The following is a 26,619-nucleotide window of genomic DNA, read 5'->3' as shown; positions in this document are numbered from 1 at the left end:
AGGACTTGGTCTCCTTCAACTCGTCCGGCTGCTCCCCGGCCACCGGCTGCAGCAGATGCCCGACGTGATCGCCGAGGGCGAAGCGCTGCACGATGCTGCCGACGAACCACGCGGCGGAATCGTCCAGAACCGGCATGTCCGCGGGTCCTCGGTGCCAGGCACAGCGGTCGAATTTGTCCACCTTGTCGCTGGTCTGGCTGCCGAACAGTTCCACCACGTCCAGGTGGTCACGGTCGAACACATGCACTGCCAGGTGGGTGGCCTCGGTGGCGACGCGGTAGGTGTGGTTCCTCATGGACAGCCCGATCAGAAATCGCGGGGGATTGATGCTGGTCTGGCTGGTGAAGCCGACCAGACAACCGGCCGGTACGCCGTTGGCTTCGGTGGTCACCACGAACATCGGGTAATCGAGCAGGCCGACCAGCTTCTCGAAGGGCGCGACGTCTGGCTCGGTCACTCTATGTCTTCCGTTCGGGGACAAGGGAAGTTGGTCAGGTCATCCTGCGGCCGCGAGCAACTCGTGGAAGGCCTTGTCCATGCATTCGGCGTACCGCCCCGGGTCGGGCAGGGCGTCGCGGTCTGCCGTGGCGCCGACGGAGAGGGTTCCGTTGTAGCTGGCGATGACGTGGATGAGGTTCAAGCCGCCTACCAGCGGGCCCAGTCCGGTGGCGCGGACCAGCTGTGCGCCGCGGAAGTAGATCGGCTCGGGCGGACCCGGCACATTGGTCACGGTTGTGTTGGCCACCGTTGGCCCGGAGAACGGCAACACGCTGGCGGCTTTGGCCGTGATTGCCAGGAGCGAGGTCGGCATGGTGCCGATCAGGTCAAGCACTTGAGACCGGGTGGAATGCTCCGATTCCGTTCGGCTGCTCGCGGTTTCCGCCGCGATGGCGGCGAGCCGCTCCAGCGGGTCGGCGATGTGCGTTGCCAACGTCTGCAGCCGGCCGAAGACCATGTTGCCCCGGCCGCTGTCATCGGTCGCATCGCGCATCGAGATCGGGCAGGCGGCGACCAGCGGCTCCTCAGGAAGCTCGCCGTGCCCGGCGAGATACTCGCGCAGCGATCCGCCGACATAGGCCAGTGCCACGTCGTTGATGGTGGCACCGGGTACCCGAGACTTGATCCGCTTGAAATCGGCCAGATCGTGAAACCGGGCTTCGAACACCCGATGGGGCGAGGCGGCTTGGTTGAAGCGAGTTTTCGGCGGAAACGACGGCGGACTGCTCCCCGCCACGCGAGACGCCACCCCGCTGGCCAGTTTGCCGGGCAGCCCGACCAGGCCGCGCATCACCTTCGGCGCACTGGTCGCGAGCACCATGCCCGCGCGCAGTGGATAGAACGCGGCGTTGATCGCGGTGCGTGCCACCAGATCGCTGGTCGTGGGAAGCGGATTCGGGTGCCAGGGTCGGCCGGGCCCCGCCGGCCGGGGGCTGTCGGCGGCCAGGTCATGCAGCGCCGCGATCATCTGGACGCTGGCCATCCCGTCGACCGCGCAGTGGTGCAGCTTGAGCGCCATTGCGAAGGATCCCTTGGGCACCCCCGGAACCGCGTTCAGGCCCTCGATCACCGTGATCTCCCACGGTGGGCGGCGCAGGTCGATCTGTCGAGCGTGCAGCCGCGCCACCTGAATGCACAGCTGACGCCAGTCGCCCGGCTGCGGCAAACCGATATGACGAACGTGATACTCGAGGTCGAAGTTGGGATCGTCGACCCAATAGGCCTGATGCAAGCCGCCCGGCAATTCGGTCAGCCGGCGGCGGAACACATCCGCGAGGTGCAGCCGGGCGTCGAGTTCCTCGAGAATCCCCTTGAAGGTCACCTTGCCACCGGGCGCGGTGGCCGGGTCATAGATCAGCAACAGCTGGATATGCAGCGGTGTGGCCGGTCTTTCGGCGCGCAGCAGCATGTCATCGGTCCAACTGAGCTGTTGCACACCAAGCCCCTTCCCGGACGCTTCCTGTCGAGAGTAGGCCCGGTGCGGCGCCCGCAAAGCAGCGACCCGACTTCGGCTGCTAGCGACGATCCTCGTCATCGGCGAGGCGCTCGACGGCTCCCTCTCTGGACAGCGCGCGCAGGAAGCCGTATGCGGCGATACCGGCCGCGCCAGGATTCCTGGTGATCCAGGTGTTGATCTCCGTCATCGCCTTGGCCAAGTCGTCACGCTTCACCCGCACCAGGTACGTCTTGCGATCATCGCCTGGGTCGTCGTTCGCGTCTGCAACGGCCACGGGGTTCTTGAACGCGTATCCGATCCCGTGCACGGAATCGTTGTTCAACGCCCAACGAATCTCGTTGGGCCGCAAATGGTCCACCGCGAGATTCCGGTAACCACTCTGGTGTGCGTCGCTCACCTCGCTGATTGTCCTACCTCGGGCAGCTCGCCGCGACCCGGTGCGAGACGGAGATGACCACAAGCCATAAATCATCATGACATGACTGCGCCGACCGACGGCGCGGCACCAAGCGGCTTGCCAGTGAACTCGCAGCTGGACTCGGCGGCAAGATGCACCGTCACAACAGTTTCTCCACCGTGATCGGCAGCTCGGTGATGCGCTTGCCGGTGGCGTTGAACACCGCATTGGCGATGGCAGCGGGCACCCCGACGATCACCAGTTCGCCGAGGCCCTTGACGCCGATCGGGTCGGCGATCAAATCTTCCGCCGGCAGGAACGTCGCGTCCAGCGCGGGGACGTCGGCATTCACCGGCACCAAGTAATCCGACATGTTCGCGTTGACGATCCGGCCGTCGCGGTGGTCGAGCACGGTCCCTTCCAGCAGGGCCATGCCGATACCACCCACCATTCCGCCGATCGCCTGGCTGTGTGCCAGCTTCGGGTTGATCACCCGACCGGCGTCATAGCAGGCGTAAATCCGCCTGATGCGGACGGTTGCGAGCAAGGAGTCGACGGCCACCTCGGCGAACACCGCTCCGTAGGCATACATGGAATACCGCTTGTCGGCGTCGTCGGGCGTCCAGGTCTGTTCGGATTCCAGGTCAGACCGGCCGCGGCGGCGCAGCAAGTCTTGATAGGACTCACCGCGCTGCGCCCCGGTTGTGGCGTACATGCGGCCGTCGGCGACGGCGATCTCTTCCGGACGCAGTCCGCTCAGCGGGGACGCCGGGTCGGTCACGGCCATTCGGATGAGCTTGTCCCTCAGCATGCGCGTGGCCGTGAATACCGCAGAACCGACGCTGGCCATGGTCCGAGATCCCGAGTGCGACGGTGCTGTCGGGAACAGGCTGTCGCCCAGGGCGAACCGCACCCGGTTGAGTGGCAACCCGAGGCCGTCGGCGGCGACCTGCGTCATCGACGTGTACGTGCCCGGGCCCATGTCGCTGGTTCCGCTGCGGATTTCGGCGGTGCCGTCGGCCAACACTTTCGCCGTGACCGCGCATTGGCTGCGCGAGGTGTGATACGCCGCGGCGGCCATTCCGATCCCGACGAGCTGATCGCCATCGCGGGTGGCGGCGGGCACCGGATTGCGCCGGTTCCACCCGAACGCGGCCGCACCCGCGGTCAGGCACTCGGTGAGTCGTCGGGTGGAAAACGGCGTGCCGCTGGTCTGGTCGATGTCGGGCTCGTTGCGCATGCGCAGCTCGATCGGGTCCATGCCCAGCCGATGCGCAAGGTCGTCCATTGCGGATTCGAGCGCGAACGTGCCGGTGACCGCGCCGGGGCCCCGCATGTAGGTCGGCAGATTAACATCAAGGCGCACAATGCGATACGTGGAGCGTACGGCGGGGATGCGGTACATGAACCGGGGGTTGCCGACCAGCCCGTCTTCGTAAGTCTCGTATCTCGCTGTCTCGGTGCGTCCTTCGTGGATCATGGCGCCGATGCGCCCGTCACGGTCCGCTCCGATGGCCATGCGTTGCCGGCTGGTGGGTCGGTACCCGATTCCGCTGTACATCTGCTTGCGCGTCAAGACGAGTTTGACGGGTCGTTGTAAGCGGCGCGCCGCGAACGCGGCGAGGACCTGATGTGGCCAGGTCTGACCGGCGCTGCCGAAAGCGCCTCCCACGAACGGCGAGAGGACTCGGACGTTCTCCGGCGCAATACCCAACGCTTTGGCGTAGTTCTGACGGGCAGAACTGATGCTCTGCACCTTGTCCCAGACCGTGAGTTGGTTCCCGTCCCACTTGGCAACGGTGGCAGGCAATTCCATCGCATTGTGATTGTTACGGGCGATGCTGTATTCGAGATCTGTCAGCACCGCCGCATCGCGTATCGCCCGTTCCGGGTCCCCGCGGACGTAGTCGCGGGTGTTGCGGCCCGGCTGCGGAACCGCTTGCGCTGCATCGATATTGGTCACCGGCGAGCCAGCGGAGTACCGCACGCTCACCAGAGAGGCGCCGTGTGTGGCTGCCTCGAACGTAGTGGCGACGACCACGGCGACCGGCTGGCCGAAGAAAGCCACCTGTCGGACGTCGAAGGGCAACTTCAGGCCGGTGAAGTCGGTGAGCACCCGAAGCACCTCGGGGTGGCCGGCCGCGGCACGGGTGTCGATGCGGTCGACGCCGCCGGAGCCCACCGTGCTGCAGACCAGGACCGCATGAACCAGACCGGGGATCTGGTTATCGGCGGCGTAGGGGGCGCTGCCGGTCACTTTGACCGGGCCGTCGACCCGGGTGATGGGTTGGCCGGAAGTGATATGGGCTGAAGGTAAGGCGTGTGTCATGGCAGTCCAGCAACGGTCAGCAGTTGGCGTTCTACGGTGCGCATGAGGAGTTCCACCTTGAATCCGTTGTCGCGCAAGGGACTGGCGCCGTCGGCGGCGACAGCGGCGGCGCTGTGCACGACCTCCGCGGTCGGTGGTCGGCCGCGCAACGCTGTTTCGACAGCGGGCAAGCGCCACGGCACGGTGCCAACGCCCCCCACCGCAACTCTGGCCGTACGTATCAGCCCACCGGCGAGGTCCAACGCGACCGCGGCCGAGGTCAACGCGAATTCGTAGGACTCGCGATCGCGCACCTTCAGATAACCGGACCGACGGGCTTCGGCGGTGAAGGGCACTTCGACGGCGACGATCAGTTCCCCTGGGTGCAGGTTGTGCTCGAATTGCGGGGAGTCACCGGGCTGCCGGTAGAGTTCGGAGAGACGCAATCGCCGCTCCCCGTTGGTGTTTCGAGCCACCACCACGGCATCCAGTGCCACCAGGGCGACCGCCAGATCTGAAGGATTGGTGGCGATGCATCGTTGACTGACGCCCAATATCGCGTGCGTGCGGTGATATCCATCGATCGCCGAGCACCCGGTACCTGGCACGCGCTTGTTGCACGCTGCCGACACGTCGCGGAAGTACAGGCAGCGGGTGCGTTGCAGGAGATTGCCGCCGATCGTTGCCATGTTGCGCAGCTGAGCGGACGCACTGAGGTCAAGAGATTGACTGATCACCGGAAATTGTTGGCGCACAACCGGATGCGCGGCGAGATCGGACATGCGGACCAGCGATCCCACGCGTAGCAGTTCGCGGTCAACTTCGATCGACGTGTAGGGCAGGTCGTTGATGTCGATCACGGCATCGGGGCGTTCGACGGTTTCCCGCATCAAGTCGACGAGGGTGGTCCCACCGGCGATGTAACGACCGCCGTCGGCGCCGGCACGTAGCGCCGACTGTTCGTCGGCGGCCTTGCTGTAACGGAACTGGTACACGGTCTAGTCTGCTCGTGCCACGGATCTCACGGCGTTGACGATATTGGTGTACGCACCACAGCGACATATGTTGCCGCTCATCGCCTCTCGAATCTCTGCCGCAGATCCGGCGCGACCCTCCGCGATGCAGCCCACCGCGGACATGATCTGGCCAGACGTGCAATAACCACACTGGAATGCGTCTTCATCGATGAAGGCCTGTTGCAGCGGATGGAGTTTGCCGCCGACGGCCAGGCCTTCGATGGTCGTGATCTGGGCACCGTCGTGCATCACCGCCAGCGTCAGGCAGCTGTTGATGCGGCGACCGTCCACCAGCACCGTGCACGCGCCGCAGGCGCCCTGGTCGCAGCCTTTCTTGGTGCCGGGTAGACCGGCGCGTTCGCGCAGCATATCGAGCAGGGAGGTGCGGTTGTCGACGGCGATTTCGCGTGGCTGACCGTTGATCTGTGCCCGCACCACGGTGGTGTGGTGCAGGTCGGGGTCTTGGGCCGTGCGATCGGAACCGGCCACGGTGGCGCCGGCGGCGATGGCACCGCTGAGCGCCACGGAGCCGCCGACGAAGGTTCTTCGATTGAGTTGGATACCTGCGTGGTCGTCCACTGCATCCACTGTAGAGGCCGCGGATGAGGGAAGCAGGCGTTCGTGCGGTAGGGTTCACCTCATCGAGGGCTGAGCAGCAGGCCCTGCGTCTGACGCGGGTGCGGAGCAGCCTATGACTTTGAGCATTTCCTCGACCCTTGCCACCGACAAAGACTTCTGTTTCGAAGCCGATGAGCTGGCAGCAACGGAAGACCTTCTGAGTCGGGCCTACGCCCCTATGGTTCTCAGCTCGGACGTCGACGAACGACCCTCGGTCCGGCTGGTTCGCCGCTGGCTTGGGCCGATCAGTTTCGACGAACTCAACGTCGACTTCCAGGTATCTTTCGACGCCAAGCCGCTGGGCCGGATTTGCTTGTGCCGCGTGCGTTCCGGGCGAATCGAGGAAACCTTCCTCGACGAAGTGCAGGACGTCGTCGCTGCCGGTGACGTTGCCCAGTTCTACCCGGAACTGGCCTATTCGGGGCGCATCTGCCAAGCCCGCTACGACTTGACCATGTTCGATACCGCCCTGTTGAACCGCGTCGCGGCTCCGCCGCCCGGCCACGAGGACCGCTCCGTGCGGTTGCTGAGTCATCGCCCGGTCTCGGCTCTGGCGCAACGTCAGCTCAGCGCCGCCATCGACCACCTTCGCACCGTGGTGCACGCCACCCATGTACGGGACTCTCCGTTGGTCGCATCCACCACGGCAGCATTGCTGGCGGCGATCGTGGTGTCGTCGTTTCCCACCAATGCCGCGCTCGAGCCCACCGCGAGTGAGCGCTCCGCCGCTCAATCGACGTTGCTGCGGCGCGCGACCGCCTTCATCGACGTAAACGCCGGCCGCGACATCGCGTTGTGCGACATCGCCGCTGCGGTTTATCTCACGCCACGGGCGCTGCAATACACCTTCCGCCGCCACCTGGACACCTCGCCCATGGAGTATTTGCGCACGGTGCGCATGGAGCGGGCGCACCGGCAGCTGGTCGACGCGGATCCGGCGACCACTACCGTGCAAACCGTTGCCGCGCAATGGGGCTTTGCCCATACCGGACGTTTCTCAGCGCTATATCGCCGCAGCTACGGCCGTAATCCGTCGGACACGCTGAGAAGCTGATCGCGGCCCTGGCCGGATCAGTCGGCAGCATTGGGTAGGGTCCATCCGCGTGAACCCGACCGCCGCCGTCAAATCTGTAATCGCCCGTCTCGCTGAGGAACTGGTCATCGGGGAGGCCCAGGTGGCCGCGGCCGTGCGGCTGCTCGACGAGGGCGCCACGGTGCCCTTCATCGCGCGCTACCGCAAGGAAGCCACCGGCAGCCTCGACGACGGACAGCTGCGCAATCTCGAGGAGCGGCTGCACTACTTGCGCGAGCTCGACGAACGCCGGGCCGCGGTGCTCGCCTCCATCGAGGAGCAGGGCAAGTTGACCGAGCCACTGCGGGCAGCCCTGGTGGCCGCGCCCACCAAGGCGCGCATCGAAGACATCTACCTGCCCTACAAGCCCAAACGCCGGACCAAAGCCCAGATTGCCCGAGAAGCAGGACTCGAGCCGCTGGCTGACCGGCTGCTCGCTGACCCGCAGCTCTCGCCGGAAACCGAGGCGATGGCCTTCCTCGGGGGCGGGGTCGCCGATGCGGCAGCTGCCCTGGACGGAGCCCGGCACATCCTCGTCGAACGCGCAGCAGAAGACGCCGAACTGGTCGGCGCCATTCGCGAGAAATTCTGGTCGCAGGCTGCGATACGCAGCGCGCCCAGCTCAGCGGACATCGTCAATTCCTCTGCAGCGCAGAAATACCGCGACTACTTCGACTTCGGCGAATCACTGGACACCATGCCGTCTCACCGGGTTCTTGCGGTGCTGCGCGGGGAGAAGGAAAAGGTTCTGAGCCTGGCCTTCGACGGTGGACAGGGCGCTGAGTATGAAGCCATGGTCGCCGAAGCCCTCGGTGTCGATCTGTCATCCGAGAGTGCGGCGACGCCGTGGCTGGCTACCACGATCAGCCTCGCCTGGCGCGCACGGCTGTTGTTCTCCGCGACCATCGATGCTCGCACCAGGCTGCGACAACGCGCGGAAGGGGAAGCTGTCGCGGTGTTCGCCGAGAACCTCAAGGATCTGTTGCTGGCCGCCCCAGCGGGAGCACGCACCACGCTCGGACTCGATCCGGGTTTCCGGACCGGCGTCAAGGTCGCGGTGGTCGACGGCACCGGCAAGGTGGTTGACACTGGTGCGATTTTTCCGCATCAGCCTCAGCGGCAATGGGATTCCGCGAAGGCAACGTTGGCCGCGCTCATCGACCGGCACGGCGTGGAACTGATCGCCGTGGGCAATGGCACCGCCTCGCGGGAAACCGACGCCTTGGCCGCGGAGGTCATCGCCGATATGCGGGCGGCCGGGTCCATTCCACCGGTGAAGGCCATGGTGAGTGAAGCCGGTGCGTCGGTGTACTCGGCCTCGGCGTATGCGGCGCACGAACTGCCGGGGTTGGATGTGACGCTCCGGGGCGCGGTGTCGATCGCGCGGCGCCTGCAAGATCCCCTGGCCGAATTGGTGAAGATCGAGCCGAAGTCGATCGGGGTGGGGCAATACCAGCACGACCTGACACCGGGAATCCTCTCCCGCAGCCTCGATGCTGTGGTCGAGCAGGCGGTCAACGCGGTCGGGGTCGACCTCAACACGGCCTCGGTCCCGCTGCTGGCGCGCGTGTCGGGCATATCGGAATACTTGGCCGAAGCCATCGTCGCGCATCGGGACAGGATGGGACCGTTCAGCAACCGGCAAGCGTTGTTGGAAGTACCCCGGTTAGGGCCCAAGGCATTTGAACAATGTGCCGGTTTCCTGCGGATCCGTGACGGCGAGGACCCGTTGGACGCCTCGGGCGTCCACCCGGAGGCGTACCCGGTGGTGCGGCGCATCTTGAATCGATCCGGTGTCACCTTAGCCGAAATCATCGGCGACACCCGAGCCTTGCGATCATTGCGACCTACCGACTTCGCCGACGACCGATTCGGTGTGCCCACCGTCACCGACATCCTGGCCGAACTGGAAAAGCCGGGACGCGATCCCCGGCCCGCCTTCACCACCGCATCCTTTGCGGCCGGCGTGGAAAAGGTGGCCGATCTCAAAGTGGGCATGATCCTGGAAGGCGTCGTGACCAACGTGGCAGCCTTCGGAGCCTTCGTCGACGTCGGGGTGCATCAAGACGGGTTGGTGCACGTGTCGGCAATGTCGGACCGGTTCGTCTCCGACCCCCGCGAGGTGGTGCGCTCCGGCCAGGTCGTCCGAGTCAAAGTCGTCGATGTCGACGTGCCAAGGCAGCGGATCGGGTTGAGTTTGCGCCTTAACGACGAGGCTCCGGCCAGCCGCGGCAGACGCAGCGGTCAGCCACCCCGGTCCGGTCCCGTCCGGGACAAGAAACCTGAGCGCCGGCAATCGTCGAGCGGATCCTTGGCCCAGGCGTTGCGGGATGCCGGCTTCGGGCGCTGAGGCACGGACGAGTAGTCCTACTCATGTCACCGGATGCGTTTCCCCGCATGGTGGGCACATGACCAGCGCTCAGCTCATCAGCGACCCGCGCCGCCTCGCGGCTTGCACCCCGTCACACCGTGATCGCGCCGTCGACGTGGCGCGACTGGCCGCCCTAGTCGTCGTGATGTTCGGGCACTGCGCGTTGTTGTTGGCAACCATCGATTCGTCCGGTGTGCGCATCGGCAATCTGCTCGGAGAAGTGCCCGCCTTGACGCCCATCACCTGGATCGTGCAGGTCATGCCGCTGTTCTTCTTTGCGGGAGGCGCCGCCGGCGCATACGGTTGGCGTGCCGGAACGCCATGGGGTACCTGGTTGGCCGTGCGCGCGCAGCGGTTGTGCCGCCCGGCATTTTGGTATCTGGCGGCTTGGGTCGGGGCGCTGATCGTGGTGCGCATGCTCCTGGGCGACCAATCTGCCGATGGGTTGGGGCGGGAGTGCGTGGCGCTGTTGTGGTTTCTCGGGGTTTACCTGGTCACCCTCGCCTTCGTCCCCGTGTTCGTGCGGTTGCGCACCGGACGTGCCGTCGCCGTGGTCCTCGGCTCGCTGCTGGTGGCGGCCGCCGTGCTGGACGGTGTTCGGTTCGCCGTCGGAACCCCGGAAGCGGGCGCCTTGAACTTCGTCGTGGTTTGGCTGATTCCGGTAGTCATCGGTGTGGCCTACGCCCGCCGGCTGATCACCCCGCGGATGGCGCTGGTGTTGGGCGCCGCCGCGCTGCTCGGGCAATTCGTGCTGGCGGTAAGCGGGGCCTATGAGGTCTCCCTAGTCGTCACCGGCACCGAGCGAGTCTCCAATGTCTCCCCACCCACCCTGCTGTTGGCACTGCACTGCGTGTGGATGTCGTCCTTGTTCGTCGCGTTCGCCGGAGCGGTCCGCCGGTGGGCGTCCCGGCCGCGGGTATGGCAGGTCGTTGCCCTGGGCAACGGGGGAGCAATGACGTTGTATCTCTGGCACATTCCGGCGATCGCGGTGGCCGCTTTCTGCTTGCACGCGGCCGGTCTGGATGCCTACGACCCGCACGCCCCGGGGTTCTGGGCTCTGCTTGCGCTACGGGCGGCCGTGTTTGCCGCGGTCATGACCGCAATGTTCCGCCTGCTCTCCCCGCTAGAGCATCGCCGGTTGCCCTGGTGGGATGCGCCCTTACGTGCTGCGGGCCGGTGGTCGAGCGCTGCCGGTGTGCTGATCTGCCTCGGCGGTGTCGCACTGGTGCTGATGGCCAAGAGCGGCCTGGGCGACGCGCCCGGGTGGACCGCCCTGGGCTTGTTCCTGGCGTCGACAGCCGCTGCCCGGTTAGCGGCGGGCCATGGTCGACTCCGGAGCGGCCCAGTCGGTGGTGACCTGGCGGTGTTGGATGAGCCAAGTGCCCCCGTCGGGCACCAGAGTGTCGCGGTAGCGGCCGAAATGATCGAGCCCGATATGGGTGGTGACGGTGAAGTAGGACGAGACATGGGCCCGACCGGGAGTGACGTCGTCGAATAGCAGGTTAGCGACGTTGTGACGAACGACGGCCGTGGTGGTGGCGGTACTGGCGACGTTCTTGGTGACGCCGGTGAGGAAAGCCAGGATTTCCGATCGGCCCTGCAAGGTGGGCATGCCACGGATCTCGAGCACCCCATCGCGACAGAAGGTCGCTACGAGCCGATCAAGCTGTCCAGAGTCCCCCGACCAGTTGTAGCGCGCGAGCGTGTCACGGATCTGCTCGCGAGCGATCAGCTCCCATATCTCCACCGGCTACGGCCTCTCACCAATATTGTTGTCCGATAACCCTTTCGATGGTTCATTGGGGCGCACACCGCGATACATGCCCCAGCGCACGATCCCCGGCATCACAACCCGTTCGACCGCCCAGGAGGGGAACCGGAACGCATGTCCGGTGGGCAAGAAGACTTCCAACCCGTCAGGTTGGGTGCCCAACAACGAACCCCACCGCCGGCGCGGCGCTCGGAACGAGCGCAACTGCCGACCGGCTAATTCGGCACGAATGTTGTTCGCCACCAAGGCGTCGCCACGGTTGCGTGCTGAGCTGCGTAGTGGGTCCGTCGCGGCGACGTCACCGACGGCGAAGACGCCGGGATGTCCGGGTACGCGCAGTTGCGGAGTCACGCGCACAAAGCCCTGCTCATCGAGCAACTCCGCCGGCAACCAGCCGGTGTTGGGCCGTACCCGTCCGACTGCCCAGAGCACGGCCTCAGCGGTGGCCGGCGATTGCCCGGTGCTCCATTGAATCGGTCCACTGGTGATCTCATCACCGGTGAACCCGTCCGGCAGGACGGCACGGTGAGCGGGGTGGAGCTGGACGCCAAGCATGTTGAGCCGCTGCTGAATTCGTTGCCATGTACGAGGGTGGTATGCCGGCAGTGGGCGCTGGCCGGGAAAGTACAAATCTATCCGCTTGTCCGGCCAGGTGGTGGCCATGTTGACAGCGCTGCTGACCGCCGCCGCGCCGCCCCCGACGACGGCCACCGATGCCGCCGCGGCCAGCCGCTGGTGGGCGGCGTGCAGCTCGGCGCCGATCTCGGCGGCGGATTGCACGGTGGGTCGGCGCCAGAAGCCGTTGCTCACCCCGGTCGAGATCACCAACGCGTCATACGCCTCGGCGACTGGTGCGCCATCGGCGCCACGACCGAACACCTTCCCGGTCGCCAGGTCCAGTCGGGTCAGCTCGGCTTGCACCGTCCTGACCGCGTCCAGGCGGCGGAACCGGTCGAACGGAATCCAATAGTCGCGAGCCCAATCGCTCGGCCTGGCCAGGCGCAGGCCGAGTTCCTGGCCGCTGACCAGCGCGGGTTTTGCGGAGATGCCGACTACCTCGACATGCCGGCACAACCGGATGGCGGTCAAAAGACCGACGTCACCGAGTCCGGCGATGACGACCCGCTTGCGGCTCATGCCGCGACTCGACGCGGCGGCCTGGGCACGAACCGCGGCACCCGATCGATCACTTCTCGGTAGCGCGGCCGCCGCTGCAGGCTGCGCGCCTCCATCATCGGGATACTGGCGCCCAAAAACATGCCCAGCATGGAAAGCGCGCCGATGAACAGCCACCACCCGTCGGAGGGAGCGGCGGCAACCCCGAAGAGGGCCAGGGCGAACCAGAAACTGAACTCTCCGAAGTAGTTCGGATGCCGCGACCAACTCCACAGTCCGCGGTCCATGACCTCGCCGGGTCGCCGTGTCCGGACGAACCGGTGCAATTGCAGATCCGCAAAGAACTCGAGGGTCACCGCCGCCACGCCGAGGACGAAGGCGGTGACGGTCAACCAACGGATGTCGCGACCAGCACGGGTGACACACACGTAGACCGGCAACATGGCGACGAAGACTTGCACCGTGGGGATGAGGTGAATCGCCACTAAATCAGCGACAGCTTCCCAACGTCCTGCACGTTGCCGAAACATGGGGTAACGCCAGTCTTCATGATGCAAACCGGGGAATCCGTACACCCAATTACCGGTCAACCGCACCGCCCACAACAGCACCAGCCCCGCGACCAGCCAGCAGCGCACCGGATCGACGCCCGAGCCGGCCTGACTCCACCAGTAGAAGGTCAGCAGCGGGGGGATAACACTCCAGTACGCGTCGTAGCAGCTCGAGTTGCGGTAGACGCGGCTGAATACGAAGACCGTCAGCGTGGCCACCACGTCGGCGATCAGGGTGTCCAGCCACAGCCGTCCGGTGGATGGACCCCAGACGAGCCATGCGGCGGCCAGGCCCACCGCTACGGCGTACGCTGCACCGACGATCAGCAGTGAGCGGGTCTTGGTCATCACCGTGGGCGGCGGCCGCTGCGAGGATGAGAAGCCATGCCGCACAGTGCGTCTCGTTGCACAGGATCCATGACGGCTCCTCCTGACGCACACAGCCGATCACCCCGGCCCCGTCGGCGGGTCGGCAAACTGTAACACGTTCTACTGGCGGCGCGTGGTGCAGTTCGCCGGCTTGGACGGCTAGGGAACCGGGGATTCGTGCGTGACAGCTTGGTAGCCGCGGGCACCCACCCGGTCGACCGCTGCCTTCACCACACCGAAGATCAGGCCCTGCAGTCCGGCGCCGATGAGCGCCGACCGGGCCGAGTTGCTCAAGTCCTTCGGGTCCGGCGGGGCCTGGTCTTCGTCGGTGAAACGCTTCCATACCTGGCTGAAGATGGCGCCCGCGAGGAGGCCTCCGGTGACACTGGTGGCAATGGAAAGCGGCATGTAGAAGGCTTTCGACTTCGCGCTCATAGCGATCCTCACGGTCTGGCGGGGGTGCATGTGGGTACCGGTATTCATTCCCCGATCGCCACCAAATTAAGCCGCCAACACTCAGCGCCGCACCGCCCTAACCTCGTGAAGGTTCGAGCGGATCGGCCAACGACTCACACCCGCAACGGCTTTGGCTACTCGCCGGTCTCGGAGGTGGCTTGCAACAGCACCATGGAACGGCCTTGTACCGGGATCGTGCCGCCGGCTTTCAAAGCGCCGTCTTGTTCGACCTGGCCGGTCGCCAGGTTCGTGTCCAATACCGGAGTCCAGCCGGGACCGAATTCCTCTGGTGGCAGGACAAAGTCGATCGGCTCGTGGTGGGCGTTGAAGCACAGCACAAACGAGTCGTCGGTGATGCGCTGCCCGCGCGCGTCGGTGCCCGGAACACCGAGACCGTTCAAGTAGACCGCGATTGATTTGCCGAAGCCTGAGTCCCAGTCTTCGTCGTTCATCTCCGACCCGTCCGGCCTGAACCACGAGATGTCAGGTAGGCCCTTGGCGCCGCGCCGGCGCACCGGAGCGCCGGTGAAAAATCGGCGACGGCGGAACACCGGATGCGCGGCCCGGATCGCGGTGACCGCGCTGGTGAACTCGATCAGATCGGGGTCCGCGTTGTCCCAGTTGATCCAGGTGAGCTCCGAGTCTTGACAGAAGCCGTTGTTGTTGCCGTTCTGGGTGCGACCCAGTTCGTCGCCGTGGCAGATCATCGGGACGCCCTGCGACAGGATGGTTGTCGCCAAAAAGTTGCGCTGCTGGCGGGCGCGCAGCGCGTTGATCTCCGGGTCGTCCGTCGGGCCTTCGACCCCGCAGTTCCACGATCGGTTGTGGGACTCCCCGTCGTTGTTGTCTTCACCGTTGGCTTCGTTGTGTTTTTCGTTGTAAGACACCAGGTCACGAAGCGTGAAACCGTCGTGTGCGGTGACGAAATTGATCGAGGCGACCGGCCGGCGCGCGGTGTGCTCGTACAGGTCGGCCGAACCGCTTATCCGGGAGGCGAATTCGCTCAGGATGGCATCCTCTCCCCGCCAGAAGTCGCGAATCGAGTCACGAAACTTGCCGTTCCACTCGGTCCACTGCGGAGGGAAGTTGCCGACCTGATATCCGCCCGGGCCAACGTCCCAGGGTTCGGCGATCAGCTTCACCTGACTGACAATCGGATCCTGCTGCACAAGTTCGAAGAATGCCGAGAGCCGGTCGACGTCGTAGAACTCACGAGCCAGGGTGGACGCGAGGTCGAACCGGAAGCCGTCCACATGCATCTCGGTGACCCAGTAACGCAGCGAGTCCATGATCAGTTGCAGCGTGTGGGGATGACCGACATTGAGGCTGTTGCCGGTGCCCGTGTAGTCCATGTAGTACTGCTTGTCGTCGTCGACGAGCCGGTAATACGCGGCGTTGTCGATACCGCGCATGCAGAGAGTCGGGCCCATGTGATTGCCCTCGGCCGTGTGGTTGTAGACGACGTCGAGAATCACCTCGATACCGGCTTCGTGCAGGGTGCGCACCATCGCTTTGAATTCCTGCACCTGCCCGCCGGGTATGTCGGTGGCGCCGTATTTGAAGTCGGGGGCGAAGAAGCCGATGGTGTTGTACCCCCAGTAGTTCGACAATCCCTTGTCGATCAGGGTGGAGTCGTTGGCGAAGTGATGCACGGGCATCAATTCGATCGCGTTGACGCCGAGGCTGGTGAGATGATCGATGATCGCCGGGTGAGCGATCGCCGAGTAGGTGCCGCGCATGCGTTCGGGAATCGCCGGGTGGGTCTGGGTGAGCCCTTTGACGTGGGCCTCGTAGATGACGGTGTCGGCGTATTCGTGTCCGGGCGGACGGTCGACTCCCCAGTCGAAGTAGGGGTTGATCACCACTGACTTGGGCATATTGGCCGCCGAGTCCTCGTCGTTGCGGCTCTGCGGGTCGCCGAAGTTGTAGCTGAACAGCGACTGATCCCACTGGAAGCTGCCGTCGATCGCCTTGGAATACGGGTCTACCAGCAGCTTGTTGGGGTTGCAGCGTTGGCCGTTGCCCGGGTCGTAGGGGCCGTGCACCCGGTATCCGTAGCGCTGGCCCGGTTGGACACTGGGCAGAAACGCGTGCCAGACGAATCCATCGACCTCGGGCAACCCGATCTTGGTTTCGTTGCCGTCGTCATCGAACAGGCACAATTCGACATGCTCGGCGACCTCGCTGAAAACTGCGAAGTTGGTCCCTGACCCGTCGTAGGTCGCTCCCAGCGGATAAGCCTTGCCAGGCCAGACTTCGGGGCGGTCTTCACCGCTGGCAGTCGATGCCGCCGTGCGCTGCGAACTGGCACTCGTAGTCACCGTGTCTCCTGACTTCCTGCTGGGGCTCGACCAGACTTGCGGGCGCGAACACCTGCGGTCGCGCTGCACTGTATAACCGTTGAACCCGCTGCCTAAGCATGTGGGCGGCGGTGAGTATCGGGGCTGGGGTTTGCCGCGGCTGTGACCGGCGGGGGAGAGGCGGGCTCAAACCGGAGAATTCGGGCGATCGCGTTGTGCCGCAATCTTTGCCGTCCACTCAAGGCAATGGAACCCAATGGGCTCTTAGTGGACGTCAGTTGCAAAACGTGTAGCCGATGAAACGGCGGTCCGGTGCGTTGGTCACCGAGTAGTTGACGTAGTGCACCGCCGGCATGCCGTTGTACTGGGCATTCAGTGGTTGACCGCTGTCCGGAGGAGGTCCTTGCGGGAAGGCCAGGATCATATCGCCGAAGATCTGAAGTCCCGCCGAACAACCGGAGTCCGGCCGCGGCGGCTGGGGATTCCACGCGTGCACGACAACTGGCTTGGTGAGTTCATATCCGCGCGCGCAGTTAGGGTCGCAGATCTTGAAATTGGCGACGCCAGTCCCGTCGGCGCCTTGTGGGCCCCAGGAACTCCACGACATGTCCTGTAACGCAACAGCTGTGCTGGCGCACCCGACGACCTTCAAGCGGATGGGACGGGCGAAGGGAGGAAATGACGGGGTGTAGCAACCCGGGATGGCGAAGACGCTGGGGGGTGTGGCCGAGGACGACGGCTGGGCGCCGGACGGCTGCGACGTACTGCCGTGCTGACGTCCGCCGTGGACGCCGACGAAGGTGAGTCCCGCGGCCAGCAGCACCAGCAGCACGATACCCGTCACGTTGCGAGGCCCCGTCGACATCGGAGCACGCAGGGATGGCACGTTCAACAGGATCCCCTCGGGAACTGGATGCATCTAGCGCCTCGGCAGCGCGGCACCCAGACTTTAGCCGTATCTAGCAACATATTTAACAGATATCGATTTCGCTGCCGAGCGCCGAGCAGTTAACCCCTTGGACACACGCTTCAAGGGGCAACCGGACGGTTTGTCCACTCCCGGTCCGGCCGCCGCGAGGACCGGAACCATCCGCCGGCCGCAGCGGTACCGCCATCGGTGGGAATCGTGTGGCCGGTGACGAACGCCGACAGGTCGGAGGCCAGGAACAAAATTACTCGGGCTTGGTCTTCAGGCACACCCATCCTGCCCACCGGCACCCATTGCGGCCATTGCGTCTGCTCGTCCTCAGACAGCCACTGCGAGTACGGCACCTGCAGCGTTTCAGTGACGTCCGGGCCGATCGCGTTGACCCGCACGCCGTCGCGGCCCACCTGAACCGCCAGGCTTCGGGTGAACTGGATGACGGCAGCCTTGAATGCGGCGTATACCGGGTCCTCGGGATATCCCCGCAGCCCTTCCACGGACGAGACATTGACGATCGCCCCGGCGCGCCGGGCAACCATGTCGGGCAGGAATGCGCGAGTGACGAGGAAGACATGGTGCAGATTCACCCGGTACAACTCGTCCCACAGCGGAGGACCGGTGCCGGCGAAGCTGCCCGGATGCCGCACCCAATGACCCACGTTGTTCACCAATATGTCGGCCCGCCCGTAGCGATCCAGCACCATCTGCGCCAAAGCGTCGACGTCGTCTTCGTCCCGAACGTCCGCCGACACCGGTAGCGCCGACGGGCCGATCTCGTCGGCGGTGCGCTGGGCGCGTTCGGCGTCGATGTCCGCTATGACCACCGACGCGCCGTGCTGGGCGAAGAGGCGGGACGTCGCCGCGCCGATGCCGCCTGCGCCGCCGGTCACTACGGCGACCCGGTCGGCGAGCAGCGGGCCTGTTGCCTGCACCATGCTCATATCTTCGGTCACGGCAGCGCCAAGGGTGCGCAGACCCATTTCCTACCGCGCCGAGAGCTGACAGGATGCTGCATCGTGACGCGACCAAACTTCCTCGTGATTGTGGCCGACGACCTCGGGTTCTCCGATATCGGCGCGTTCGGCGGCGAAATCGCGACACCGAACCTTGACCGGCTGGCCTATGCGGGGATTCGGTTGACCGATTTCCATTCCGCGCCGGCATGCTCGCCGACGAGGGCGATGCTGCTCACTGGAACCGATCACCACATCGCCGGAATCGGGACGATGCTCGAGGTCGCCGTCCCCGGTTTCCAAGGTGCTCCGGGCTATGAGGGCTATCTGAACGACCGCGTCGTCGCGTTACCCGAGCTGCTACGCGACGCCGGCTACCTGACGCTGATGTCCGGTAAGTGGCACCTCGGCGCAACGATCGAAACATCACCGTGGGCACGGGGCTTCGAGCGATCCTTCGCCTTGTTGCCCGCCGGCGCCAGCCACTACGGCGGCGCAGCCGCAGCCGGGTTCTCGCCCGTCCCAACGCTTTACACCGAAGACGACCGGTTCGTCTCGGTTGGTGAGGACTTCTACTCATCGGACTTCTATACCGACACCCTGCTGCGTTACCTCCATGACCGTCCCGCCGATGACGACAGACCGTTTTTCGCCTATCTGCCGTTCCAAGCGCCGCACTGGCCGCTGCAAGCACCCGAAGAGTCGATTGCGGCGTATCGGGGCCGTTATGACGACGGCCCGGACGCATTACGCGACGAGCGGTTGGCCGCATTGAAACGGCTTGGCCTGTGTCCGGCTGATGTCGAAGCCCACCCGGTGGTGGCTGACGGCGCCCCGGAGTGGGAAGACATGACGCCCAGCGAGCGCGCCAAGTCCGCGCGCAGCATGGAAGTCTATGCCGCGATGGTCGATCGCATGGACTGGAATATCGGCCGCGTGATCGAGTACCTGACCCAGACCGGTGAATTGGCCAATACCGTCGTCATCTTTCTCTCGGACAACGGTGCTGAGGGCGCGATCGTTGAGGCGATGCCCCTTCGCGGGGCGCAGATCGCCGCACAAATCGAAAAGCATTGCGACAACAGCCTTGACAACCTCGGCGGCCCGACCTCTTACATCTGGTACGGCCCGCGTTGGGCGCAGGCCGCCACCGCGCCGTCGCGGCTGCACAAAGCTTTCACCACCGAAGGCGGAATTCGGGTGGTCGGCTTTGTCACCTGGCCCGGGTTCCAGCGGCAGGGCGAGATCGGGACGGCGTTCACAACCGTCATGGATATCGCCCCAACGTTGTTGGATCTCGCTGGCGTTGCGCATCCCGGGACGACTTACCGCGGCCGGGAGGTGGCCGCCATGCGCGGCCGCTCGCTGGTCGGATACCTCTCCGGCTCGGTCGCAGACGTGCATAGCCAGGCCACGGGGACCGGATGGGAGTTGTTCGGCCGCCGCGCCATACGCCAGGGCGACTGGAAGGCCCTGTATCTGCCCGCGCCGTACGGTTCAGCGGCGTGGCAGCTCTATGACCTGTCGACCGATCCCGGAGAGATCCATGATCAAGCCGCGGCGCGACCGGACAAGCTGATCGAACTGGTGGGGCTGTGGGACCGCTACGTCGAGGAGAACGGCGTCATACTCGAACCGATATCGGTGTTCGACGCCGACCTGCAGGCGTTCGGTTAGGTCTCAACCAGAGTCGGTGAGCTGCGGATAACCGGTGCCCCGGCGGCCGTCGAAACGCTGCTGTGCAAATTGTCACCACGTGTCGATGAACCTTTCGCGGGTATCGGTTCGTAGCCTAGGCATGACAGTTACAAGTTATTCCCCCCTTGTGGACCAGGCCGCCCGATATGGCGGTGGCGCTCCACACGTCGCCGGCACCGGCGTCGCCTTCTCACCGCACCGGTACAACCAGGATGAGGTGGCGCGGGAGCTCACCGAGGTTACCGACCCAGAATTCTTGCGATTCGTCCGCACCACCGGGGTCGACGAGCGTAGCCTCGCGCTGCCGTTGTCGCGGTATCCGACGATGACCGGGTTCACCGAGGCCAACACCGCCTACATCGAGGTTGCCGTGGATCTTGGTGAGCGCGCGGTACTTTCCGCGCTGGAGTCGGCTCACATCGAACCCGCCGAAGTCGACACCATAGTCATGGTTTCCAGTACCGGCATCGCCGTCCCCACCATCGATGCCCGACTGATCTCGCGAATCGGATTGCGTCCGAGCGTAAAACGCATTCCGCTGTTCGGTCTGGGCTGCGTGGCGGGCGCGGCGGGGCTGGCCCGTGTGCACGACTACCTGCGCGGCTTTCCCAACGATGTCGCCGTGCTGCTGTCCGTGGAGCTCTGCTCATTGACGTTGCAGCGTGACGACACATCCATTCCGGCGCTGATCGGGGTGTCCTTATTCGGTGACGGTGCGGCCGCAGTGGCGGCTACCGGGGCAGAACGCAAGATCATGTCGCACAACGAAATTCGCGGACCGCAGATCCTCGCTACGCGCAGTAGGGTCATCCCCGCGACCGTCGACGTGATGGGGTGGAACGTGAGTTCCAGCGGCTTCCAACTGGTCATGTCACGCGACGTCCCGAGAATGGCTGATCAGTACCTGCGCGGTGAAGTCGATCAGTTCCTCGCCGATCACGGTTTGACAGCGGCGGACATCTCGACATGGGTCTGTCACCCGGGTGGCCCGAAGGTGCTCGACTCGATCGCGAACGCGTTGTCGCTGCCGGCGCCAGCGTTGATACACAGTCGAGAATCCATGCGGGACAACGGCAATATGTCCTCAGCTTCCGTCCTCGACGTGCTGCGCCGGACGATCTCCGAGCCGGTACCGGAGGGAGCGTTGGGACTGATGCTCGCGATGGGCCCAGGGTTCAGCTTCGAACTGCTGCTACTGCGCTGGTGAGGGCGGACGTGTACTACTACCTGTTCGTCCTGGCCGTCGGTATGGAACGTCTGGTCGAACTGGCGGTCGCCCAACGCAATGCAGCATGGTCAATGGCTCGCGGCGGCAAGGAGTTCGGCCGCGATCACTACCCGGCCATGGTGAGCATGCACACGCTGGTGCTGGTCGCCTGCATCGTCGAAGTCTGGGCACTGAACCGGCCATTCATTTCCTGGCTGGGCTGGCCGATGGTAGGAGTGGTGCTGCTCAGCACCGCAATTCGCTGGCGCTGCGTCGCAGTGTTGGGCAAACGCTGGAACCCGCGGCTCATCGTGATCCCCGAGGCGCCGTTGGTCACCATCGGACCTTATCGATGGTTGCGTCATCCGAATTATGCCGCGGTCGCGGCCGAGGTCGCCGCACTGCCGTTGATACATTCGGCTTGGCTGACGGCGCTGGTGTTCAGTGTGGCCAACGCCGTGATCCTCAACGTGCGAATTCGCGCGGAGAATGCGGCTTTGGGGTATGCGTGAAGTGAGCGGACCCTGGGGCTGAGAACAGATGTGCCAGTCCGAGATGCGGGCCGACACACCCTCAGCCCCAGGGGCTTCGATCGCTAGACCGCGGTCACTCCGACCGCTTGCGGACCCTTCGGACCCTGAGCGATATCGAATTGAACTCGTTGATTCTCGTCGAGGGAACGGAAACCGCTCCCTTGGATCTCGGAGTAGTGGACGAACACGTCCTTCGCGTCGCCGTCAGGAGCGATGAAGCCGAAGCCCTTTTCCGCGTTGAACCATTTCACAGTTCCCTGTGCCATACTAACTTCTCTCTTCTTAAGTGGATGTAATCAGTTACACCCGGCCGCAACCCTAACACAGAGGGAACCGGCTCCCTCGGTGTCGCAGCTTGGGTCTCGCCTCGGCGGTCCGAGCGCTGTGCGTTCAAGACTCCTAAAGCGTTGAGCGATAACTGCTTCGGGGGCAACGCGACCTCGTTCTGCCGGCGCCGGAGAGTGACCCGCGGTTCACCGGATGCAAACCAGTTCGTCGATCGAATCCTTCGGCAGGTCACCGTCCACGACGGCCGTCACCATCATGCTGTTGAGGGTGATCATGCCGTTGTGGTTGTCCAGGAATGCGGTATCAGCGGCGTCGCGCCCGGTGGCTATGCGGACCAGGCTCTGTCGCGGTGCCAACAACGTCGCATCCACGACGCGCCATCGGCCGTCGACGAACGCTTCGGCCACCGCGTGGAAATCCATCGGGTTCACCCCGGGCGCATACACCGAGACCAAACGAGCAGGCACATTGACCGCACGCAACAACGCCACAACCAGATGGGCATAGTCGCGGCACACACCCCTGCCGGCGAGCAACGTATCGACCGCACCGTCGATGGGATCGCTGGATCCAGGCACATAATCCAGCCGTGTGCCGACCCAAGAGCTCACGTGCTCTAGCAGCGTCGTCGCGTTCAGCTCACTGCCGAATTCGGTTGCCGCAAAACCGAAAAACTTGTCCGACTCGGCGTAGCGGCTCGGCCGCAGATACATCGATTGATCGTAGTCGGTTACCGGCGCGGGATCGGTCTGACCGATGATCGTCGCCGCGTAATCGACTTTCAGTGTGCCCACCGCTGCGTCGAACTTATGGATACGGTTGCCGTGCACACCGCTGATTTCCACCGGATCTATGGCTTGTCCGTCCAAGGAGAAGCGCAACGACTCGAAGACCTCGGCCCCCGGATGTGGTGCCACGGCTATCTGGAATTCCAACGTGGTCGCCGCCGTGATCTCGACTTCCAGTTCGGCGCCCACTTCTCGTTTCATAGCGCGATGATGCGCGAACGGGTCCAGAAGTGCCAGTTGAAGCTCATCTCCGGTCGCAATCGGACACTTCCGCTACTCTCGGTAGCGTAATATGCTATCCGGGTGAGCACCGCCCGGGACGGCACCTATCTGCATACCTGCCCGCTCTGTGAAGCTATGTGCGGCTTGAGAATTCGGGTCGAAGGGGGACAAGTCACCGGCATCCGGGGCCACCGGGACGACGTGTGGAGTCGCGGACACATCTGTCCCAAGGGCGTGTCGTTGGGTGAGCTGCACCACGACCCGGACCGGATCCGACGCCCACTGGTCAAAGTCGACGGGCGCTGGCAAGAGGTCAGTTGGGACGCGGCGTTTCGGCGCTGCACCGAGCTGCTGACCCCGGTGATACGCGAATACGGCATTGGTGCTGTCACCGCCTACACCGGTAACCCGCTGGCCCACTCCTTCTCGCTGGCTCGCTACTCCGGAGTGCTGCTGGGCATGTCGGGGATGCCCGTCACGTACTCGCCGGGCACGGTCGATCAGTGGCCGAAGAATTTGTCGTCGCACCTGATGTACGGCGGCTGGTGGAGTTTTCCGGTGCCCGACATCGAGCGCACCGACCTGCTCGTCATCATGGGCGCGAATCCGGCCGCGTCTCAGGGGTCGCTGCTGGCCGCCCCCGACGTGATGGGCCTGATTGACGCGATCCGCAAGCGCGGCAGAGTGATTGTGATCGATCCGGTGCGCACCGTCACGGCGGCCCATGCCGACGAGTGGCTGCCGATAGTACCGGGCACAGATGCCGCGTTGCTGCTCGCCGTCGCGCACACGCTCTTCGACGAAGGCATGGTCAATCCCGGTCCGCACGTCGAAGGCGTCGACACGATGCGGCAGGTCGCCGCGGCTTGGCCGCCGAGCCGGGTCAGCGCTGCCACCGGCATCGCCGAGGAGCGGATGCGGGGGCTGGCGCGCGAGCTGGCGGGCACCGAGAAAGCGGTGGTGTATGGCCGGATTGGGTTGTGCAACCAGGAGTTCGGCAGCCTGGCCAGTTGGCTTGTCGACGTGATCAACATTTTGACCGGCCACTTCGACGCCCCTGGAGGGGCGATGTTCCCGAAGCCGGCAGCCTGGTCCATCACCACCCAGCCGCTGCCGGGACTGGAAGGCGGTGTCGCTGATTTCGGACGCTGGCATACCAGGGTGCGCGGGGCCAAAGAGGTGCTGGGCCAGGCACCGGTGTCGTGCATGGCCGAAGAAATCGCAACACCTGGCGAGGGTCAGCTCAAGGCGCTCATCACGGTGGCCGGCAACCCGGTCTTATCAACACCGGGCGGAGACAAGCTCGACGAAGTGCTGCCCAATCTGGAAGCGATGATCTCTGTCGACCTCTGGCTCAACGAGACCACCCGGCACGCCGACGTTATCCTGCCCGGGCTATCCGCCCTCGAGCAGCCGCACCACGACGATCTGGTGTTGCAGTTCGCGATCCGCAGCTTCGCCAAGTACTCCGAGCAGGTGTTCGATCCGGGTGATCGACCGCACGAGTGGGAGATTCTGATCCGACTCACCGGCCTGTGCACGGGCACACCGGCCGAGGACGTCGACGTCGCGGCGATCGATGACGGCTTTTTCGACTACCTGGCATTCACCCGCGGTCTGGACGGTGCGCAGCTTCGCAAGCTCTACGATCACGGCGGTCCAGAACGAATGCTCGACCTCACGCTGCGCACTGGCCCGTTCGGCGACCGGTACGGCGAGAACCCCGATGGTCTGACCCTGGACCTGCTCAAGGCCAATCCCAACGGCCTCGACTTCGGGCCCATGGTGCCGCAACTGCCCGACATACTGGGCACACCCGACAAGAAGATCCGGCTCGCTCCGCCATACCTGCTCGACGACCTGCCACGACTGGCCGCGCGCCTCGAGCGACCTACCGAACCGCTGGTCCTGGTCAACCGCAGACACCTTCGGTCAAACAACTCGTGGTTGCACAACGTCCCCGCGTTGATGAAGGGCAAGGACCGCTGCACCTTGCAGATCCATCCGGACGACGCCGCGGAGCGGGGAATCACCGACGATGAGGTGGTCACGGTGAAATCCGAAGCCGGCGAGATCTCGGTTCCGGTCGAAGTCACCGACGCGATCAAGCCCGGGGTGGTGTCCATGCCACACGGCTGGGGTCACGGGAAGGCGGGCACTCGGATGGCGGTGGCGAACGGCTCGCCCGGCGTCAATACAAATGTGCTTTCCCCGCCGACATTTATCGACGAGCCGTCCGGTAACGGCGTCCTCAACGGCATACCGGTGACGGTGATCTGACCGTTATCCGTCCTTGCCGCGCGGCGGCGGTTGCACCTCCACGCCGGTCGAATCGTGTTCGGGGCCGGCGGCGGGATGTTCGGCAGGCACGCGGTCTCGGAATCGTTGCGCCTCGCTCGAGTCGTGCGTGCCGCTGGACCGTTCTTCCCCGTGGTACGGGCCCGGCTTGGGGCGCGGCTTGCCGCCGGGAAAGGCCAGGCGGAAGATGCTGCGGTGCACGGTGTACCACTGCTTGCCGAATCGCCCTGAATTGTAGGGCAATTCGTAACGCTCACAGATCTCCTTGACCTTCGGCGCGATCTCGGAGTACCGGCTACTGGGCATGTCCGGATACAGGTGGTGCTCGACCTGATACCCCAGGTTGCCGCTGATGACGTGGAAGAGCGGACTGCCTTCGATGTTGGCCGCGCCGATCAACTGCCGCACATACCAACCGCCGCGCGTTTCGTCTTCGACCTCTTCTTGGGTGAATGTGTAGGTCTGGTCGGGGAAGTGGCCGCAGAAGATGATGGCGTGCGCCCACACATTGCGGATGACGTTGGCCAGCGCGTCGGCGGCCAGGGTCCGCAGGTAGGTGCTTTCCACTCCGGGCAGGTAGCGGTCGAGGAAGTTCGCCGTCGCGCCGATCCGCCCCTTGTTGGAGATCCTGCGGAGCCGCCGGCCAATTCGGGACTGTGCCGGTTGGTCTAAACGGCCACCGAGGGCCAATTGCGCCAGAGCGAACGCGCCCGCGCTGATCACCGGCCAACCGACGTAATCCTTCTGAATCTGCGAACGGGCTTTGCCCCAAATGCCTTTGAGGTCCTTGCGCACTTCCGGCCAAGGCTTCTCCCGGCGGCGGATGGCGTCGATATCCATGTCGTGAACCGCGACGCCCCACTCGAACAGCACCGTCAGCAGCATGTTGTACAGCGGTTGGAACAGGTAGCCCCACTTCCACTGCTGGGCCGGATCGATCCGCATGATCTCGTAGCCGAGATCCTTATCCTTGCCCAAGATGTTGGTATACGTGTGATGGATGTAATTGTGGGAATGTCTCCACGCCTCGGCGGTGGAGGCGGTGTCCCAGTCCCACACCGAGGAGTGGATGTCGGGGTCGTTCATCCAATCCCATTGGCCGTGCATCACATTGTGGCCGATCTCCATGTTCTCCAAGATCTTGGCCATGCCCAGGCACGCGGTGCCAAGCGCCCATGCGGTCCTGGATCGAGACGCCAGCAACAGCACTCGGCCGACCACCACGATCTGGCGTTGTACCGAGATGACCGTCTTGATGTATCGCCGGTCACGCTCACCCAGGTCGGCGAACACCTCGTCGTGTATCGCGTCGAACTCTTTGGCGAGCTTCTCCAGCTCTTGCTCGGTCAGGCGGTGTAGGGGCTTCTCAACTGGCTTGTCCAGCGAAGCGGTCACTGTGGCTCCTTTC

22 protein-coding genes and 1 pseudogene are annotated in these 26,619 nt (G+C 64.7%); 7 read left to right on the top strand and 16 right to left on the bottom strand.

Features of this window, described 5'->3' with window-relative positions; genetic code table 11:
- The 6 genes from A9W95_RS20475 to A9W95_RS20450 all read right to left on the bottom strand — a co-directional run.
- Nucleotides 1-400 (bottom strand): flavin reductase family protein (locus tag A9W95_RS20475; protein ID WP_156746311.1); only part of this gene is annotated, 400 nt, incomplete at its 3' end.
- A 96-nt stretch (nt 401-496) separates the two neighbouring features.
- A complete protein-coding gene (locus A9W95_RS20470) occupies nt 497-1,933 on the bottom strand; it encodes a wax ester/triacylglycerol synthase family O-acyltransferase (RefSeq protein ID WP_067416933.1) in 1,437 nt (478 codons plus the stop codon).
- A gap of 79 nt (nt 1,934-2,012) precedes the next feature.
- The gene (locus A9W95_RS20465; RefSeq protein WP_253851714.1) at nt 2,013-2,351 is read right to left on the bottom strand and encodes a hypothetical protein; all 339 of its coding nucleotides are present in this window, start codon (nt 2,349-2,351) and stop codon (nt 2,013-2,015) included.
- 160 nt (nt 2,352-2,511) lie between these two features.
- On the bottom strand, nt 2,512-4,680 hold the full coding sequence (locus tag A9W95_RS20460; protein ID WP_067416931.1) for a xanthine dehydrogenase family protein molybdopterin-binding subunit: 2,169 nt from the start codon (nt 4,678-4,680) through the stop codon (nt 2,512-2,514).
- Nucleotides 4,677-5,654 carry a xanthine dehydrogenase family protein subunit M gene (locus tag A9W95_RS20455; protein ID WP_067416928.1) on the bottom strand — a complete coding sequence of 326 codons (978 nt, stop codon included), beginning with the start codon at nt 5,652-5,654 and terminating at the stop codon, nt 4,677-4,679. The genes A9W95_RS20460 and A9W95_RS20455 overlap by 4 nt, the downstream gene beginning before the upstream one ends.
- Before the next feature lie 3 nt (nt 5,655-5,657).
- Nucleotides 5,658-6,254 (bottom strand): (2Fe-2S)-binding protein, encoded by a 597-nt coding sequence (locus tag A9W95_RS20450; protein WP_172826669.1) that lies wholly within the window; start codon nt 6,252-6,254, stop codon nt 5,658-5,660.
- Between the two features lie 112 nt (nt 6,255-6,366).
- On the opposite strand from A9W95_RS20450, the gene A9W95_RS20445 reads away from it, so the two are divergent.
- The 3 genes and pseudogenes from A9W95_RS20445 to A9W95_RS20435 form a co-directional block, all read left to right on the top strand.
- A complete protein-coding gene (locus A9W95_RS20445; protein WP_067416925.1) occupies nt 6,367-7,347 on the top strand; it encodes a helix-turn-helix domain-containing protein in 981 nt (326 codons plus the stop codon).
- A gap of 49 nt (nt 7,348-7,396) precedes the next feature.
- Nucleotides 7,397-9,715: a Tex family protein gene (locus tag A9W95_RS20440; RefSeq protein WP_067416923.1), complete on the top strand. Its 2,319-nt coding sequence runs from the start codon at nt 7,397-7,399 to the stop codon at nt 9,713-9,715.
- 58 nt (nt 9,716-9,773) lie between these two features.
- Nucleotides 9,774-11,057: pseudogene (locus A9W95_RS20435) on the top strand (acyltransferase); the annotation flags it as partial.
- Here the strand turns inward: A9W95_RS20435 and A9W95_RS26510 are convergent.
- The 7 genes from A9W95_RS26510 to A9W95_RS20405 form a co-directional block, all read right to left on the bottom strand.
- On the bottom strand, nt 11,046-11,483 hold the full coding sequence (locus A9W95_RS26510) for a nuclear transport factor 2 family protein (RefSeq protein WP_082983229.1): 438 nt from the start codon (nt 11,481-11,483) through the stop codon (nt 11,046-11,048). The pseudogene A9W95_RS20435 and the gene A9W95_RS26510 sit on opposite strands and share 12 nt — an antisense overlap.
- A gap of 3 nt (nt 11,484-11,486) precedes the next feature.
- Nucleotides 11,487-12,644: an FAD-dependent oxidoreductase gene (locus A9W95_RS20430; RefSeq protein WP_067416919.1), complete on the bottom strand. Its 1,158-nt coding sequence runs from the start codon at nt 12,642-12,644 to the stop codon at nt 11,487-11,489.
- Nucleotides 12,641-13,522, bottom strand: a complete 882-nt coding sequence (locus tag A9W95_RS20425; RefSeq protein WP_172826670.1) for a DUF1295 domain-containing protein — start codon at nt 13,520-13,522, stop codon at nt 12,641-12,643. Before A9W95_RS20425 ends, A9W95_RS20430 begins: the two co-directional genes overlap by 4 nt.
- 180 nt (nt 13,523-13,702) lie before the next feature.
- A complete protein-coding gene (locus A9W95_RS20420; RefSeq protein WP_067416916.1) occupies nt 13,703-13,978 on the bottom strand; it encodes a DUF4235 domain-containing protein in 276 nt (91 codons plus the stop codon).
- 155 nt (nt 13,979-14,133) lie between these two features.
- Nucleotides 14,134-16,320, bottom strand: a complete 2,187-nt coding sequence (gene glgX, locus A9W95_RS20415) for a glycogen debranching protein GlgX (protein WP_067416914.1) — start codon at nt 16,318-16,320, stop codon at nt 14,134-14,136.
- A 253-nt stretch (nt 16,321-16,573) separates the two neighbouring features.
- The gene (locus tag A9W95_RS20410; protein WP_067416911.1) at nt 16,574-17,164 is read right to left on the bottom strand and encodes a hypothetical protein; all 591 of its coding nucleotides are present in this window, start codon (nt 17,162-17,164) and stop codon (nt 16,574-16,576) included.
- 164 nt (nt 17,165-17,328) lie between these two features.
- On the bottom strand, nt 17,329-18,165 hold the full coding sequence (locus A9W95_RS20405) for an SDR family NAD(P)-dependent oxidoreductase (RefSeq protein WP_067416961.1): 837 nt from the start codon (nt 18,163-18,165) through the stop codon (nt 17,329-17,331).
- A gap of 75 nt (nt 18,166-18,240) precedes the next feature.
- On the opposite strand from A9W95_RS20405, the gene A9W95_RS20400 reads away from it, so the two are divergent.
- The 3 genes from A9W95_RS20400 to A9W95_RS20390 all read left to right on the top strand — a co-directional run bounded on the left by A9W95_RS20400 (nt 18,241) and on the right by A9W95_RS20390 (nt 21,594).
- Nucleotides 18,241-19,854 (top strand): arylsulfatase, encoded by a 1,614-nt coding sequence (locus A9W95_RS20400; protein ID WP_067416909.1) that lies wholly within the window; start codon nt 18,241-18,243, stop codon nt 19,852-19,854.
- 121 nt (nt 19,855-19,975) lie between these two features.
- Complete coding sequence (locus A9W95_RS20395; RefSeq protein WP_082983228.1) at nt 19,976-21,082, top strand: type III polyketide synthase; 1,107 nt, start codon at nt 19,976-19,978, stop codon at nt 21,080-21,082.
- 41 nt (nt 21,083-21,123) lie between these two features.
- Entirely contained in the window at nt 21,124-21,594 is a 471-nt protein-coding gene (locus A9W95_RS20390) for an isoprenylcysteine carboxyl methyltransferase family protein (protein ID WP_067416956.1), read from the top strand.
- Between the two features lie 83 nt (nt 21,595-21,677).
- Here the strand turns inward: A9W95_RS20390 and A9W95_RS20385 are convergent, their stop codons facing one another.
- The gene (locus tag A9W95_RS20385) at nt 21,678-21,881 is read right to left on the bottom strand and encodes a cold-shock protein (protein ID WP_067416906.1); all 204 of its coding nucleotides are present in this window, start codon (nt 21,879-21,881) and stop codon (nt 21,678-21,680) included.
- Nucleotides 21,882-22,088: 207 nt separating this feature from the next.
- Nucleotides 22,089-22,892, bottom strand: a complete 804-nt coding sequence (locus A9W95_RS20380; protein ID WP_067416904.1) for a transglutaminase family protein — start codon at nt 22,890-22,892, stop codon at nt 22,089-22,091.
- Between the two features lie 102 nt (nt 22,893-22,994).
- Here A9W95_RS20380 and A9W95_RS20375 point away from each other — a divergent pair, with 102 nt between their 5' ends.
- On the top strand, nt 22,995-25,193 hold the full coding sequence (locus tag A9W95_RS20375; RefSeq protein ID WP_082983227.1) for a molybdopterin-dependent oxidoreductase: 2,199 nt from the start codon (nt 22,995-22,997) through the stop codon (nt 25,191-25,193).
- Nucleotides 25,194-25,196: 3 nt separating this feature from the next.
- Here the strand turns inward: A9W95_RS20375 and A9W95_RS20370 are convergent, their stop codons facing one another.
- The gene (locus A9W95_RS20370; RefSeq protein WP_156746308.1) at nt 25,197-26,594 is read right to left on the bottom strand and encodes an acyl-CoA desaturase; all 1,398 of its coding nucleotides are present in this window, start codon (nt 26,592-26,594) and stop codon (nt 25,197-25,199) included.
- Nucleotides 26,595-26,619: the final 25 nt, after the last annotated feature.

This window comes from Mycobacterium sp. 1423905.2, from assembly GCF_001673155.1.
In the GTDB taxonomy this organism is placed as follows: Bacteria; Actinomycetota; Actinomycetes; order Mycobacteriales; family Mycobacteriaceae; genus Mycobacterium.
This window is presented reverse-complemented; position numbering and strand designations above follow the sequence as displayed.

Bases quoted from the DNA above. Each gene is read 5' to 3' on its own strand.
- A9W95_RS20460 (WP_067416931.1), bottom strand. From the start codon at position 4,680: ATGACACACGCCTTACCTTCAGCCCATATCACTTCCGGCCAACCCATC.
- A9W95_RS20445 (WP_067416925.1), top strand. From the start codon at position 6,367: ATGACTTTGAGCATTTCCTCGACCCTTGCCACCGACAAAGACTTCTGT.
- A9W95_RS20430 (WP_067416919.1), bottom strand. From the start codon at position 12,644: ATGAGCCGCAAGCGGGTCGTCATCGCCGGACTCGGTGACGTCGGTCTT.
- A9W95_RS20425 (WP_172826670.1), bottom strand. From the start codon at position 13,522: ATGACCAAGACCCGCTCACTGCTGATCGTCGGTGCAGCGTACGCCGTA.
- A9W95_RS20420 (WP_067416916.1), bottom strand. From the start codon at position 13,978: ATGAGCGCGAAGTCGAAAGCCTTCTACATGCCGCTTTCCATTGCCACC.
- A9W95_RS20410 (WP_067416911.1), bottom strand. From the start codon at position 17,164: ATGTCGACGGGGCCTCGCAACGTGACGGGTATCGTGCTGCTGGTGCTG.
- A9W95_RS20405 (WP_067416961.1), bottom strand. From the start codon at position 18,165: ATGAGCATGGTGCAGGCAACAGGCCCGCTGCTCGCCGACCGGGTCGCC.
- A9W95_RS20395 (WP_082983228.1), top strand. From the start codon at position 19,976: ATGACAGTTACAAGTTATTCCCCCCTTGTGGACCAGGCCGCCCGATAT.
- A9W95_RS20390 (WP_067416956.1), top strand. From the start codon at position 21,124: ATGGAACGTCTGGTCGAACTGGCGGTCGCCCAACGCAATGCAGCATGG.
- A9W95_RS20385 (WP_067416906.1), bottom strand. From the start codon at position 21,881: ATGGCACAGGGAACTGTGAAATGGTTCAACGCGGAAAAGGGCTTCGGC.
- A9W95_RS20380 (WP_067416904.1), bottom strand. From the start codon at position 22,892: ATGAAACGAGAAGTGGGCGCCGAACTGGAAGTCGAGATCACGGCGGCG.